Genomic DNA, 14,568 nt, shown 5'->3' on the forward strand with positions numbered 1-14,568 from the left:
CTCGCTATTTTTACACGTTGCACTGATCTGGGAGAATACTGTCAGCCGTGGATAGAATATCACTTTTTCAGATTGAATCGAGCCTTGTATTCACTGGGTGTCATACCCAAAACTCGTTTGACGTAACGAGTAAAATAACTTGTTGTGTCGAAATCCAGCTGATAAGCCACATCAGCAATTGAAAGATCTTCTCTCTTCAGCAGCCCGGCTATCTCCTCAGCAGTAAAGCGTTCGATGAAAAAAGAGGCATTGTGCCCATTTGCCTTGATGCAACATTCGGAAAGGTATTGAGGACTTACATTCAGCAAAGATGCATAATATTCTACCTTCCGGTATTTCCTGTACAATCCTTTCTGAAGGAGGTGCACAAACTTTCTCAGAATCCATGCACTCTGATCCATACCTTTCAAATCATCCGCATGATACCCGGAATGGATATCATACATATCAAGAACCATCATCTCCACGGCACGAACCACCATTTCGGCATAATAAACATGTGAAAACCTGTTATAGCGGAACTTAACCTGATTGAAATCAGAAATAATCCGCTCCGCTTCTTCAGCCGACAAAGGTATAACTGGATTATTTGCCATCGCAAGCAGCCCCGTCGCCTCATAGTTGCTTTTAGGAAGAGCCACATGCATAAATTTATTAGAGACGATAACACCGGTCATTGTGAAATCATCTGTCGCCCTGATGTCTGTAATCGAAGTCCTGTTTGGAATAATAATACAGTCGTCTTTGCCGGCAGCAAAGCTCTTTATACCAATACAAAATGTCATATTTCCTGAAAGAACAACCAAATGGAGACAGGTATCAAGATGCTTGTCAGACATGGCATCATATATATCATTGGTGAAAACAACATCATTTTCGCTAATGATAAAAGTTTGTTTATCAACTTCTTCTTGCTTTGCCATACCTAGTTTACATGATTGATAATAACGCAAAGGTAATAAAAACAACAAAAAGATAACTAAACTGCAAAAAGTGACATTTCTACTTGTTTTAGTGTTATAACGCTGCCCTCATGTTGGAGTAATTTTGCAACACTAATAATAAGGTATGAATATGAAGAAATTTGGACCAGCGGGATGGCTCTTCCCGAAGCCGGTAATGATTATCGGCACATACGACAAGGACGGCAAACCAAATGCCATGAATGCTGATTGTGGTGGTAGTTGGGACCACACTGAAATCTCCCTCTTTTTGGGAAAAAGACGCCAGACAACTCTGAATCTACAGGAATGCGGTGAATTTACGCTGGCGTTAGCCAACAAAGATACTATGGTTGGAGCTGACTATGTAGGTATTGCCAGCAGTCTCCGTGAACCGAATAAGATAGCCAAGACGGGCTGGACGGTAGAGAAGGCCCCGGATGTCAATGCACCTCTCTTCACGGAGTTTCCATTGACACTGGAGTGCCGTGTCAAAGAGGTACTCGATGATGCGACGTCTCGCGATTGCTACCACCTCATCGCCGATATCGTCGGCATTCTGGTTGATGATAAATATGTGGGAGAAGATGGCTATCCGGATATCCGGAAGATGAATTTGATCTGCCACGAAACGGTACATCAGACCTATATCCAGCTCGGAGAAACGGCAGGTAAGGCATTTCGTGAAGGAGTAAAGTTAAGATAAGGTTGTCTCAAAACTATTTTAAAACGAGCATCACCCTACCAAACACCTACAAATAAACACGAACTAAATAACATAAAAGGAACAGATTATGGCAATAAAATCAGTTGAATTAAGTAAAGCCTACCGCTTGTTACAAGTAGGACCTACTACAATGATTTCCGCCAAACACGATGGCGATGAAAATGTAATGGCAGCCGCTTGGGTCGGTATTGGCGGTCCAAATAAAGTAATCGCCTATATCGGCAAACAAGCCGACACCCGCCAGCTTGTAGAAAAGAGCGGTTATTTCGTTGTGCATATTCCTACGGCTCAACAAATGGAAACCGTTCTATATGTGGGAGAACACAGCAAAAACACGATGCCTAACAAACTTGATAATCTGCCCTTGTTTTATCAAGAAGAATTTGATATTCCAATGGTAGAAGGTTGTGCAGGTTGGTTAGTTTGTAAAGTAATTCCCAATCCGCATCAAGAACAGAATATTGACTTGTTTATGAGTGAAATCGTCGCGGCTTGGAGCGATGACCGTGTATTTAAAAACGGACATTGGATTTTTGATGACGCACCGGATGAATTGCGTACTGTGCATTATGTCGCAGGCGGTCAATTCTACACTATCGGCAAAGGCACGAAATTTAATCACGGACCGGGAAAAGATTAAGCAAAAACGGGTTAAAATCCCGACACTAAGGTGATTGAAAACCATTGGTTGGCAATTCCCCATTCCCCGTAGTCTGTCAATTCCGCCCGTTCCTCCGGATATACCGTAGAATATTGCGAAACCGTCGGGGCGGGATTGTATTCCGGCCTCTTAGTTACAACTAGGATTTTCAATCCGACAACAAACTATTCCGCTATAAAATTAAGCATTTTAGAAATGCTTAAAATGTTCTGTCTATTTGTTTTCGGAATAAAATTCCTTCATAATACAGGAAAGTCGGATGACACATTCGCCTTAGCCACGCATCACTTTTCTATGGTTTTATATCTGGTGCGACAGGAGGAATCACCATCCATGATTGATTCTCAATCCACCACTGCTCACTTATTCTACTTCTTTCTGGCAAATTCCACACGTCTCAGATTCTCTTTCAAACGCTTATCCGCCATAAAGCAAATCTTCTTCGCTTTTACACGTTTAGGTGTGCACTCATCCGGAGTCTCATGACCATCGCTCGTTACCGAAACGGTAAATCGGCCCAAATCCTCTAACCGGATGCTATATCCCTGATGAAGATATTCCTCCATGATCTCAACCAAGCCAATCAAAGTAGCCCGAACATCGGTTTCCGTCAGGGTACAGCGTTCAGATAACTCTTTGGCCAATCGACGTGTATCTATTTCGCCCGAGCGCACAGGTATTGCGTAATATTTGGCTTTCTTTTCACCCACACCGCTACGCTTCGTCTTTACAATGTATTTGAATCCCATAGCTTTCTAATATTTATCCGTTACTTTTATTTCAATGATACTGTAAGTTTATAAATAACTACCTGATGAATTTTCTCAAATATGTACATCTATCAACTCAATAGATGTACATATTTTCACATCATTGATGTACATCTTTCTCAATTACAAATGTACATCTTTCCATAATAAGTTGCTTTTCTTTTTCAAAAACATTCAGTATCATTTCCGAAAATCGTCAGTATAATAATCAAAACCAAATGAATCTTTCTCCACAAAATCAAGTAGGAAATGAGCGGTTAATTCACTCTTTGTACTCTCATAACGCCCTATTCCGTTCGGTAGAGAGCCAATGCTTTGATATCTTTTGCCTCCAATATCTGTTTTGGATAACCAACAAGCGAACTATTGATCATTGCAATAGCAAAATCAGAAAGCTTCAGAATATTATTCGGGAACAGAGGTCGAAGCAGAATCAAAAGCCATTTCAGGTATTTGACCGATTGGTAAGTTTGGTTGGGTTTTATTTCCAGATAAGGAATCAATGCCGCAGGACGGAAGTTGTAAACGTGTTTGAAGCCCAGTTTCATCAGGTCATTTTCGGTTTTACCCTTTACACGAGCCCACATGGTACGGCCTTTTTCTGTGCTATCGGTTCCGGCGCCGGAGATATAACAGAAGGTCATTGCCGGATTAGCTTCTGCAAGCACACGGGCAAAATTCATTGTAAGGGTATAAGTAAGACGTGTATATTTTTCTTCATCCATTCCGATCGAAGAGATTCCGATGCAAAAGAAGCAGGCATCATACGCTTTTAATTCTTCTTTTATTGTGGTTACTTCAGCCAGGTCGGGTAAAACAAGCTCTTTGAGCTTAGGATGCTGAAAACCTGACGGACGACGATTGATAATCAATACCTGCCCGATTTGCTCGTGTTTCAGACATTGGTCCAGTACACTTTCACCAATCATACCTGTGGCGCCGGTGATAATGACATTTATTTTCTTCATGCTGTTTTAAGTTGAAAGCTGCTTACGCCTATGGATAACAGGTGTAAGTAGCTTGAGTATTATTAAAAAAACACAGTAGGCGAATTATAGTTTACCTTTAAGGACGTACCTCTTGTTTATCCTGCCAGGCAAAAGTAGACTTTCTATTGGCGATCAACCATTTCCCATTTTGTTTTAAATATTCATCGTTGTAGTACACTCCGTTGGTAGTCTTTACCTTTTTCCCGTTTTCCGATCCTATCAAAGTCACCAGGCAATAGGAAATCCCCGAAGCCTTATTCCCGTTGACTGTTACCGTCTGCTGACCGTTGATGTGATATACCGTTTCGAATTGATTCAGGAAACCGCCAAAAGCCTCACCAAGTTGCTTTCTGCCGTGTAATGAAGATATGATCTGGCCATTGAATAACGTTTCCACAGTAGCGTCTTCAGTAAAAAGCATAGTTTGCTTTTCTATTTCTTTTTGGTCAGCAAGTATTGAGAATACATCGACCAATTCTTTAAGAGCAAGTTTATCCTGCAAGGTTTGTAATGTGTTTGATTCCATTTTCTTCTGTTTTTGTGCTTCAATTGAAAAACTGAAGGCAATTAATAGTGATAGTATGATTAGCTTTTTCATAGTTGTGACATCTTTTAAGTTAGAATGAAGGAGAGTTTCGTTATCGTCCCTTTCTCTATGAGCGAAAAGGGCGAGTGCACACTCGAAAGGCTTGCTCATAGAAAGCCTTTCGATATGTACATCGGTAAGATTTCCTTATCCAGAATTACCGTTATACTTGTAGTTGTCAGCATTCTAATTACTCCGGTAACTTATAACTTCCCAGCATTTTTACCATTGCCGGATTACGGTGGTCGAAAAACAGACTCTGTCTTGTGTCAAGTGAAGCAACGATTGCCATGTGTTCAGCGCTCAACTCAAAATCGAAAATGTTGAAGTTTTCTATCATGCGTTCCTTGCGGATCGATTTGGGTATAACCACTACACCGCGTTGAATTAACCACCGCAGTGTAACCTGGGCAATTGACTTGTTGTATTTCTCACCGATTGAAGCCAATATATCATTAGAAAAAAGGTTATTCCGCCCCTCTGCAAATGGCCCCCATGACTCTATTTGCACATTGTTTTCCTTCAGGAACGTTTGTGTTTCAATCTGCTGGCAAAATGGATGAGTTTCAATTTGATTGATAGCCGGTACGACCTCATTGTGTACGATTAAATCCATCACCCGGTCGGGGTGAAAATTACTGACTCCGATAGCCCTGATTCTCCCTGCTTTATACAGCTCTTCCATGGCTCGCCACGAACCATAAATATCGCCATAAGGCTGGTGAATCAGATACAAATCAAGATAGTCCAATTGTAATTTGTTCAGTGATCGTTCAAATGCTTTCATTGTCCGATCATACCCTGTATCAGACACCCAGAGTTTTGTGGTTATAAATAACTCTTGACGGAAAACTCCACTATGTTGAATTGCCTTACCAACAGCCTCTTCATTTTGGTAGGCAGCTGCTGTGTCTATAGAGCGGTAGCCCACTTCCAACGCATCAGAGACTGATCGTTCACATTCCTTTTGATCTGAAATTTGATATACTCCAAATCCCAGAACAGGCATTTCTATGCCATTGTTTAATTTTACAGTCTGCATATTCTTGTATTTTAAGGATTACTCGTTCAAGCGTTTTAATACTTTAGCAGGATTACCTCCTACCACCACATTGGGTTCTACATCTTTGGTCACTACAGCTCCGCCTGCAACAACAGAATTTTCACCAATCGTAATACCTGGTAAAATGGTAGCTCTCGCTCCAATCCATGCATTCTTTTTAATACAAACAGTTTTACAGATCAACACATTGTGATCGTCAAAATCATGATTGGCAGTAAGTAACGTTACCTGCGGACCAATCATAACGCCGTCTTCAATGATGATAGTACCGGCTGTCATACAGGTGCAGTTATGATTGATAAACACCTGTTTGCCCAGCTTTAACTGCGATCCAAAATCAATGTAAAAAGGAGGCATAATTACCGTTCTCTCCTGGAATGGTTCACCCAGCAGTTCTTCAAATAACGAAGGAAGTTCGTCCAGTTCGTGAAATTCGTTGTTTATCTTATGCAGTACTCTTCTGGCATTTACCATATCGGTAATAGCGAGTGCAAAATCCGGATCATACATGTTAAGTGGTTCTCCGCTTTTCAAGCGTTCATATACATCTTGTTTCTCCATTATAACAATATATTAGTTGTTTGGTATAAATTTCCAGATGCAAAGTTCAGGAATCTTTCATCGGCTGTTGTTATACATATTCCGGTAGTACTTACCATTTTTACCGAATCAGGCTTTGGGATAACAGATTACAGATGAGCATGTTTATATTTGCACAAAAGTTCTTCAAACAGAAAATAAGATGGAAGATATTTACAGACTGGAAACAGTTACCAATTTCAATAATTTAGTTGGAGTTGAAACCAAACACCCTTTGGTGAGTGTAATAGATTTGTCCAAAATTCAAAGTTCAGACCAAAGTCATACCCATTTGTACTTTGGCATATATGCCATTTACCTGAAAGAGTTAGAGTGTGGACAATTGATATATGGCCGGAATTCGTATGACTATCAGGAGGGGACATTGGTTTTCATTTCTCCGGGACAGGTAGTGAAAATTGTACGAAATGAACAGGCGACAGAAAGAAAAGGCTGGGTCCTTCTTTTTCATCCGGATCTTATTCACGGAACAAGTCTGGGGCGAATTATGCCAGACTATAAATTCTTTTCATACGAGGCAAACGAGGCTTTACATATCTCTGAAAATGAGAGAAAGATATTTTTTGAATGTCTGGCCAAAATATCCGATGAAATCGAACAACGATTGGATAAGTACAGTAAAAGATTTATTGTAAATAATATCCAGCTTCTGCTTGATTATTGTATCAGATTCTATGACAGGCAATTCCTGACCAGAGAGAATATCAACAAAGGCATTGTCGAAAAATTTGAGCGGTTGCTGAATGATTATTTCCAAACAGATATTCCGCAGAATAATGGTCTGCCTAGTGTAGGATATTTTGCTGAAAAGCTAAATCTATCGCCCAATTATTTCGGCGAATTGATGAAGAAAGAGACCGGAAAAACGGCTCAGGAGTATATTCAGTTGAAAATAATCGACCTGGCCAAAAACAGAATTCTTGAAGGAGAAAAATCAATCAGCGAGATTGCTTACGAACTGGGCTTCAAATATCCTCAGCATTTCACACGGATGTTTAAGAAAAGTACCGGATATTCACCTAATGAGTATAAATTTGCAAACTAATCAATTTTTAAACCTATTATCCAATACAACGAAACCCATCTGATTTATGACAACTATTATGCAACGAATCCTTTCCGGACTATTTCTTTTACTTGGACTTTCTGTAAATGCGCAGATAGATTCCTCCTACTTCAGGGAAACGATAAAACCCCGAATGCGTATAATCGTTGACAACGACTTTGGTGGAGATCCGGATGGTCTGTTTCAACTCGCACACCAGATCCTCTCTCCTTCTGCGGAAATTAAAGGAATCGTGGCATCGCAACACTACTCAGGTAAGTTTTATGGAGCACCCGGCACCGCTACATATGCAATGACTCAATTAAACGAGTTACTGAATGTGATGCAGTTAAATGGGAAATTCCAGGTTTACGAAGGTAGCAACACGGGACTTACGGACATAAAAACTCCGGCTGTGACGGATGCTGCCAAAGCAATTGTGAAAGAGGCAATGCGAGAGGATACAAAATCTCCGTTATATGTGGTTTGCGGTGCCGGACTGACTACTATTGCAAGCGCTTACCTGTTGGAACCAAAGATTGCAAATAAAATTATCCTGGTATGGATTGGAGGAGCTGAATATCAGGGATTGGCAGTTCCTCCCCCCACCGCAAGAAATCGTGAATACAATCTGGGGATCGATATTAAAGCAGCCCAGGTGATTTTTAATGTTTCGAATATTCCGGTTTGGCAAGTACCCCGGGATGCTTACCGGCAGGCATTGTATTCTTATTCCGAAATCGTAACCAAAATCAAAAGCAACGGGGCTACGGGAAAATTTTTAGTGGATAAGCTCGATGATTTATTGAAAAGAAGTAAGGGTGTTCTCGGAGAAGCTTACGTATTAGGAGATAGCCCGTTAGTATTACTTACCGCATTACAGGCATCATGGGACCCAGACCCGTCATCCTGCAAATATGTGATAAAGACAGCTCCATTGATCACCGACTCAGGCATCTACAAAGAAAATCCGGACGGTCGAAACATCAGAGTTTACACCAATCTGGATACCCGGCTGATGTTTGATGATTTAGTGGCAAAGCTGACTCTGTTTAGTGCAAAGAAATAAGAACTAATTCAAATCAAAACGCAAAGGCGCTAAGAAGCAAAGTATTTTTCCTTTGTGTCTTAGCGCCTAGCGTTTTGATTTCGTTTATTATCTTGTTTCTATATCAATTTTCCACTGAGGGGGCAAAGCCAAACTGCTTTTTAAATGCACTGGAGAAATGCGACAGATTCTTGAACCCTACTTCCAGATAGACATCCGAAACCTTTCTGTTTTCATTACGGAGCTTATCGTAAGCGACCTTTAGCCGTTTATCTATCAACCATTTTTGTGGAGACAGCGGGCTGACCTTTTTAAAATCACGTTTGAAAGTAGCCAAGCTGCGACCGGTAAATCCGGCTATCTCCTCAACAGAGAGATCAAACATGTAGTTATCCTCCATAAAGTCCAGAATATCAATTTTCCAAGGCTCGGTAAAGTCAAACAGTGCCGGATAGAAACGGCTATCAATATTCAGCAACGAATAGACTCCTTCATGAAGTTTAAGCTGTATCAGCTCTTTTGCCGGCACTTTATCCGAATCAAAATAGGGTGTCATGGATTGGAAAAGACTTGCTATATCCGGTGTCCCTGGCAATTTGATCACACTGGGTTTGTGTTTTTCCACTTCCATAGGAAGCTCCTTTTTATCTATATACTGCTGATAAAACTCTCTCAGGAAATTACGTTTGAAAGTCATGAAGATACCACGGAAACCCTCATCGGCATCAGGTTGCTTGATCATGGAGACGCGGTTATCTCTACGCAAAAAAACGCATTCACCCTTTCCTATGACTGTTTTGATATTATTTTCTGTCAGCTCAATGGTGCCGGAATAGACATATACCAGCATATGCTCTCTGATCATGGTCGTACAGATACATTGTTCAGGAGAGTAATAACTGAAGAATATATCATAGTAGTTGAAGACTTGTGTATCGGGACGTTCAGATGCCATATCGGTTGTTTTGAGCAAAGATATATCAGAATAGGGAGTAAATGCAATAGAGTTGGTATGAAATCAATGCGGCAGGACCTTTATAAGAAGTATATGATAAAGCCGTAGCGATCAACTCAATCACTACGGCTTTCTTTTAGACCAAACAATTATTGACAAAATAAGAATCATTTGATGCCACTTACCTGAATCACATACCTTCCGGGTTGTAACTCAAATGTATATTTTCCATCACCAACTCCAGTTTTACTATCCTTTATTGCTGAAGGAAGCAGTTTTACTTTTGTCCTGATACCATTTAAAGAAGAGGCCTTTAGCTTAAGTGTAGCTGTAGTATTAGCGGGAACAACAAAACAATATTCACAACCGGTGGCTGTCTTTTGCCAACTGCTTTCAATGCGTCCGTACATCGACTCGTAATATCCTTTTGCAAACGTCATTTTGCCTGTTGGGTCCGGCTCTGGCTGTAAGATAAAGTGCTTAAAGCCGGGGGAATTCTCGTCCCGGGCAATCCCGAGCGAATAGCTGTACATCCAGTCGCCTACCGCACCAAATGAATAGTGGTTAAAGGAGTTCATGCTGTTATTGGTGCCGAAGCCATCCGTAACGGTGTAAGAATTCAATCGTTCCCAGATGGTTGTGGCTCCTTGTTCGATTGGATAAATCCACGATGGATAAGTGGTTTGCTGAAGCAGACGATAAGCCAGATCGGAATATCCATTGTCAGACAAAGCCCTGTTTACCCAAGCCGTACCGATAAAACCGGTCATCAGCGAATAGGGTGGACATTCTACATTCTGGTCTGTTCTGTTTGTCCGGGTGATTGTGGTGGCCAGATTCTTTTTGGCCAACTCTTTATGTGCTTCATCAAATATATTAAACGCAAATGGGAGAACATACGAGGTTTGTGTGTCAATCACTTTCCCACGGAAAGCCGTTTTCCCGGTTACACTGTCGAGGTATGTCTTGTTGAAAAAGGCTTTTCGCTCCGCACAAAGTTTGGCGAATCGTTCCGCATCTTCTTTTTTATCGAGTATCCGGGCTACTTTACTCATAATTTCTAAATCATAGATGAAGTAGGCTTCCCAGAAGAGCGTCTTTTCATTCCGGCTGTCTTCCAGACTCAACCAATCGCTCAGACTGAACCATATATTCCTCTCCTTTTCCTTGAAAACACCTGTCACCGGATCAATATCACGAATCAGATAGTCGATGTACTTCTTCATCGCATCGTAATGTTCTGACAACAGATCCTTATCGTCGTATTGCTGGTAACATTCCCACGGTATGGTAATTCCGGCGCTTCCCCACATGGTTTCACCGAAACCGACACCCAACGGCGCGACATCCGGGAATCGGCCGTCTTCACGCTGCACGTCTCTCATGGCCCGCATGTGCCTTCTCAGGAATTGAGGAACAGAGGCTAAATAAGTTGCCGTACGGGAGAACACAGAAATATCTCCACTCCAGCCCAACCGTTCATTTCGTTGCGGACAGTCAGTCGGAATAGACATAAAGTTTGCGAACGAAGACCAGGTAATATTCTCCCACAGCTTGTTCACTTTCGGATTGGATGTTTCGTATTTCGATGTCAGTTCATGGATGGAACTCAACACAATTCCTTTTACAGCATTCAGCGGAAGAGACTTTTCGATCCCCGTGATTTCAACATAGCGGTAACCATGGTAAGTAAACCGGGGGCTGTAAATTTCATCACCACCTTTGGATATATAAATATCCTGAGCCATCGCAGCACGAATATTTTCGAGCATAATCATCCCGGTATTCTCTTTATAGGCCGGTAAATCGGGGTATTTTACTTCAGCAAAACGAAGAAATATTTTTTTGCCCGGCGCCATATTCTTCAGGCTAATATGAGGTACTCCGGCCATATTTTGGCCCATATCATAGATAAAAACTCCCGGACGTATTTCGTCCACGGAAATGGCAGTCAACTCTTTTATCGGCTTCACCGTTTTCCCTATCTGACCTGTCAGTTGCATCTTACTGTAATCTCCTACTCCGGGCACATTACCGGATGCTTTATCGTCATTGATACGACCTTCCAACGATACTTCCACACTCTCTTTCCAGGCAGAATCATCATAAGTAGCCTTTGACCAGTCTTTGACCAACGCCTCTTTGGTGGCATCATACACCTCGCCTTGGAAGAAGCTACCATAGACAACCGGCCCATTGTTGAAATACTTCCATCTGGAGGGCTGCGTGGTAATTACTTCTGCTTTACCATCGGCATAGGTGATGACCAGTTTCGCCAGTAACGATTGCCGGTCACCGAAAAAGTTCCAGTAGTCACCCATATAGGTAATTCCCCCACTCCACCAACCTTCACCCAGTATAGCGCCAATGGCATTTTTACCGGAAAGGAGATCTTGGGTCACATCATAAGTTTGGTAGAGCTGAGTTTTATTGTATTGAGTCGACCCGGGATTGAAATAATCGTTGCCAATCCGTTTTCCGTTGATATACATTTCATAGATTCCCCGGGAAGTGACATATAAACGTGCTTTGGCAATGGGTGATAACGATGTGGTAAATGTAGAACGTAGCATCGGCATCGAATTCTTAGACGGATCAAAAAGTACTTGTTTCCCAGATTGATCACCCTCCACCTTTAGAGGTTTGGAATAAGCCGAATATAACAGATTGGACGGAGCCCGATGATTTCTTATTTGAAGGTTTGAGAAAATAGCGCTTTGATTAGCCGGAACCTGAAATCCGATCTGACCAATTACCGGAAAGGCAAGATGATCGCCACCTGCTCCAAACGGATTCAGATTCAGCCCTCCGACTGAGTTTTCCTGACCCTCTCCATCAATGCCAATCCGGGTATCTCCCAACACAATGGATAGATAAACGGTGTGCTTATCATACCGGTTTTGAGCGTTAATCAGCGATTCCGGTACAGGGAAAGTCTTAAAAGGAACGTCTCTGGTGTCATTGGCGGTATAACCACACCGGTAAATGTTGATTTTAGCAGGTTGATTGGATTGTAACGGGGTGATGTCCAGTTCGACCAGAATGTATGAACTATCCTGCTTGTTTTCCTGTTTGAACAGGTTCTTGTTTTTATCCATCAGGCGAATATCATTGGCACCCAATATCAAACCCGCCTTTGTACTACCCGATGTTTTATCCAGTTGAAGAGAATAGTTGATTTTAAACACAGGCAGATAAGCGGAGTACAATACCATGTCCTCATCATTCCCCCCGATCCATTTGGCGCCATCCCAGGCAGAAAGTTTCGGATCCGGGTTCATTAACCCGGTCTCAAACGAGGATTCTGCAATATGCATCTTCTGTTGTTGATCCCAAACCATCACCTTCCAGCTGTAATGAGTACCTGGTTTTAGCGTGTTACCTGCATACCTGATGTTCAGAGATTCACTGTTCGATACCTTGCCGGAATCCCAGACTTTTTGTTTGGCTTCATCCACGACGATTATCCGATAAGCTGTTTGACTGCATCCCGATTTATCCGAGGTCATTTGCCAGCTAAAGCGGGGATGATTGACATCAATACCCAGGGGCTTCTCTGTATATTCAGTACATAGCTTTATAATGTTCAATCCGGATGCTTTCAAATTGAATGAAACAAAACTTCCCAGTAATAATAGTGATATAAAAATCCGAATCCTTTTAGTCATATTCTTCGATTTAGTCCATTCCCCGCAGATTGTTGGAAATACCACGGTTTCATTTCACAAAAATAGGTCATCTTTAAAATTATAAAAGTCGATAAATCTTTCAATTAGTAATAAAAAACAGTCATTTCGACAAAAATATAGCCTGACGACTACACTCATGTCATAATGTGGGACGATAGGGGTACTCTATTTTGACTTTACAGTATAATAGTGATAATACAATAGTTACGTATAGAAAAAACAACGAGGATAAATTGCAGTTAAACCCGGATGTAAAACAGCAGATATTATTTCACAGGTTTATTCATAATCCGTTGGATAAGCCATTTCCGGACAGGCACATCATAGAGCTTCACACAGGCATAAGCAAGCGCAATGACTAATACCAGCACCATAAAGGCAACCGGTAAGGATTCCTGCATATTTGCTTTATGCTTATCTACCCAGGCCATAAACAGATAAATGAACGGATAGTGGATAATGTACAACGGATAAGAAATATCACCCAGAAAGCGATTAACCAGGGAGGCACGCTTTCCTTTGACTTCTCCGCTGGCTCCCATGTAAACGATAAGCGGAAAAATAAAAATGATACAGATGGCCACATAAAGGCCATTCAACCATACGTGCTCAGCACCACCGATGCGGGGAAATGAAAGGACACCAATCAAAAGCAGACTGCACCACAAAAAAGCATGTTTTACCTGTCCCGGCTTACAAATGCGTGAAAGAAGCAGTCCGGCAAAGAACGGATACATCAATCGTGTGAATCCGATGTGTAACTGAGTCGGAGTAACCGACCACCCTCCAATCACATCCCCCTGGGTTATTGACAGGTGAATTAGTACACATCCTGCGGCAAACACCAGGAAGGCCAGCTGTTTATTGGTGAATTTACGAATAAAAAGAGCATACAGGATATTGGCAATATATTCAAAAAAAAGCGACCATGCCGGTCCGTTGAGTGGATGCATTTCTGCCCATCCCCTGATATCTTGCGACGGGGTAACCGGGATAAGGGTAAGACCTATAAGCATGATCAATAACATTTTCCACATCGGCACCTGGCTAATGCCGGGAAAGAATGAACTGTCCTGAAAATAGAAGGTTGCGGCTCCGATAAATGTCCCGACAATGATCATCGGATGAAGACGAATAAGACGTCGTTTAAAAAACCCTTTCAGAGTCATCTTACCCCAGCGATCATCGTAAGCATAACCGATAACGAAACCTGACAACACAAAGAAAAAATCAACAGCCAGATAGCCGTGATTGACAATCTGGTTTAGATTATTTCCACCGGAGAAGGTTTCGAGCAAATGAAAAATCACTACGATCACTGCCGCTACACCACGTAGCCCGTCAAGTATTTCATAATGGTTTTTAGTCACTAGTGTCCCATAAAAATTGGGACGAATTAAAAATCAAATAAATTTGGCTCATTAAGCCTAAAACGCTCTTTGTCATTTTGAAATTTAGTTTTGTCGAAGAGGTCTCGAAGATGAGTTTTATCAG

13 protein-coding genes and 1 pseudogene are annotated in these 14,568 nt (G+C 41.6%); 4 read left to right on the top strand and 10 right to left on the bottom strand.

Annotated features, from left to right (window positions below; genetic code table 11):
- Window positions 1-59 precede the first annotated feature (59 nt).
- Window positions 60-923 (bottom strand): helix-turn-helix domain-containing protein, encoded by an 864-nt coding sequence (locus MLE17_RS18310; protein WP_243350224.1) that lies wholly within the window; start codon window positions 921-923, stop codon window positions 60-62.
- Between the two features lie 151 nt (window positions 924-1,074).
- Between MLE17_RS18310 and MLE17_RS18315 the strand changes: the two genes are divergently transcribed.
- Window positions 1,075-1,647, top strand: coding sequence for a flavin reductase family protein (locus MLE17_RS18315; protein WP_243350225.1), 573 nt, complete (start codon window positions 1,075-1,077; stop codon window positions 1,645-1,647).
- Window positions 1,648-1,735: 88 nt separating this feature from the next.
- Window positions 1,736-2,308 (top strand): flavin reductase family protein, encoded by a 573-nt coding sequence (locus MLE17_RS18320; RefSeq protein ID WP_243350226.1) that lies wholly within the window; start codon window positions 1,736-1,738, stop codon window positions 2,306-2,308.
- A 389-nt stretch (window positions 2,309-2,697) separates the two neighbouring features.
- Here MLE17_RS18320 and MLE17_RS18325 read toward each other — a convergent pair whose 3' ends face one another.
- The 5 genes from MLE17_RS18325 to MLE17_RS18345 all read right to left on the bottom strand — a co-directional run bounded on the left by MLE17_RS18325 (window position 2,698) and on the right by MLE17_RS18345 (window position 6,298).
- Window positions 2,698-3,078: an HU family DNA-binding protein gene (locus MLE17_RS18325; protein WP_243350227.1), complete on the bottom strand. Its 381-nt coding sequence runs from the start codon at window positions 3,076-3,078 to the stop codon at window positions 2,698-2,700.
- A gap of 308 nt (window positions 3,079-3,386) precedes the next feature.
- A complete protein-coding gene (locus MLE17_RS18330; RefSeq protein ID WP_243350228.1) occupies window positions 3,387-4,067 on the bottom strand; it encodes an NAD-dependent epimerase/dehydratase family protein in 681 nt (226 codons plus the stop codon).
- A gap of 97 nt (window positions 4,068-4,164) precedes the next feature.
- Window positions 4,165-4,686, bottom strand: coding sequence for a nuclear transport factor 2 family protein (locus MLE17_RS18335; RefSeq protein ID WP_243350229.1), 522 nt, complete (start codon window positions 4,684-4,686; stop codon window positions 4,165-4,167).
- A gap of 178 nt (window positions 4,687-4,864) precedes the next feature.
- Window positions 4,865-5,716: an aldo/keto reductase gene (locus tag MLE17_RS18340; protein WP_243350230.1), complete on the bottom strand. Its 852-nt coding sequence runs from the start codon at window positions 5,714-5,716 to the stop codon at window positions 4,865-4,867.
- An 18-nt stretch (window positions 5,717-5,734) separates the two neighbouring features.
- Window positions 5,735-6,298 (bottom strand): sugar O-acetyltransferase, encoded by a 564-nt coding sequence (locus tag MLE17_RS18345; protein WP_243350231.1) that lies wholly within the window; start codon window positions 6,296-6,298, stop codon window positions 5,735-5,737.
- 181 nt (window positions 6,299-6,479) lie between these two features.
- On the opposite strand from MLE17_RS18345, the gene MLE17_RS18350 reads away from it, so the two are divergent.
- Together MLE17_RS18350 and MLE17_RS18355 are read left to right on the top strand one after the other, a co-directional pair.
- Window positions 6,480-7,382, top strand: coding sequence for a helix-turn-helix domain-containing protein (locus tag MLE17_RS18350; protein WP_243350232.1), 903 nt, complete (start codon window positions 6,480-6,482; stop codon window positions 7,380-7,382).
- 58 nt (window positions 7,383-7,440) lie between these two features.
- On the top strand, window positions 7,441-8,451 hold the full coding sequence (locus MLE17_RS18355) for a nucleoside hydrolase (protein WP_243350233.1): 1,011 nt from the start codon (window positions 7,441-7,443) through the stop codon (window positions 8,449-8,451).
- Between the two features lie 103 nt (window positions 8,452-8,554).
- Here MLE17_RS18355 and MLE17_RS18360 read toward each other — a convergent pair whose 3' ends face one another.
- The 4 genes and pseudogenes from MLE17_RS18360 to MLE17_RS18375 form a co-directional block, all read right to left on the bottom strand.
- Entirely contained in the window at window positions 8,555-9,385 is an 831-nt protein-coding gene (locus MLE17_RS18360; RefSeq protein WP_243350234.1) for a helix-turn-helix domain-containing protein, read from the bottom strand.
- Window positions 9,386-9,552: 167 nt separating this feature from the next.
- A complete protein-coding gene (locus MLE17_RS18365; protein WP_243350235.1) occupies window positions 9,553-13,053 on the bottom strand; it encodes an alpha-L-rhamnosidase in 3,501 nt (1,166 codons plus the stop codon).
- A gap of 287 nt (window positions 13,054-13,340) precedes the next feature.
- Window positions 13,341-14,444 (bottom strand): acyltransferase family protein, encoded by a 1,104-nt coding sequence (locus MLE17_RS18370; protein WP_243350236.1) that lies wholly within the window; start codon window positions 14,442-14,444, stop codon window positions 13,341-13,343.
- A gap of 26 nt (window positions 14,445-14,470) precedes the next feature.
- Window positions 14,471-14,568: pseudogene (locus MLE17_RS18375) on the bottom strand (IS4 family transposase); the annotation flags it as partial.

This window comes from Parabacteroides sp. FAFU027 (assembly GCF_022808675.1).
GTDB lineage: Bacteria > Bacteroidota > Bacteroidia > Bacteroidales > UBA7332 > CAXXIC01.

Excerpts from the sequence above, each read along its gene's own strand:
- MLE17_RS18320 (WP_243350226.1), top strand. The coding sequence starts at position 1,736 with ATGGCAATAAAATCAGTTGAATTAAGTAAAGCCTACCGCTTGTTACAA.
- MLE17_RS18325 (WP_243350227.1), bottom strand. The coding sequence starts at position 3,078 with ATGGGATTCAAATACATTGTAAAGACGAAGCGTAGCGGTGTGGGTGAA.
- MLE17_RS18330 (WP_243350228.1), bottom strand. The coding sequence starts at position 4,067 with ATGAAGAAAATAAATGTCATTATCACCGGCGCCACAGGTATGATTGGT.
- MLE17_RS18360 (WP_243350234.1), bottom strand. The coding sequence starts at position 9,385 with ATGGCATCTGAACGTCCCGATACACAAGTCTTCAACTACTATGATATA.
- MLE17_RS18355 (WP_243350233.1), top strand. The coding sequence starts at position 7,441 with ATGCAACGAATCCTTTCCGGACTATTTCTTTTACTTGGACTTTCTGTA.
- MLE17_RS18345 (WP_243350231.1), bottom strand. The coding sequence starts at position 6,298 with ATGGAGAAACAAGATGTATATGAACGCTTGAAAAGCGGAGAACCACTT.
- MLE17_RS18315 (WP_243350225.1), top strand. The coding sequence starts at position 1,075 with ATGAAGAAATTTGGACCAGCGGGATGGCTCTTCCCGAAGCCGGTAATG.
- MLE17_RS18350 (WP_243350232.1), top strand. The coding sequence starts at position 6,480 with ATGGAAGATATTTACAGACTGGAAACAGTTACCAATTTCAATAATTTA.
- MLE17_RS18365 (WP_243350235.1), bottom strand. The coding sequence starts at position 13,053 with ATGACTAAAAGGATTCGGATTTTTATATCACTATTATTACTGGGAAGT.
- MLE17_RS18340 (WP_243350230.1), bottom strand. The coding sequence starts at position 5,716 with ATGCAGACTGTAAAATTAAACAATGGCATAGAAATGCCTGTTCTGGGA.
- MLE17_RS18310 (WP_243350224.1), bottom strand. The coding sequence starts at position 923 with ATGGCAAAGCAAGAAGAAGTTGATAAACAAACTTTTATCATTAGCGAA.
- MLE17_RS18335 (WP_243350229.1), bottom strand. The coding sequence starts at position 4,686 with ATGAAAAAGCTAATCATACTATCACTATTAATTGCCTTCAGTTTTTCA.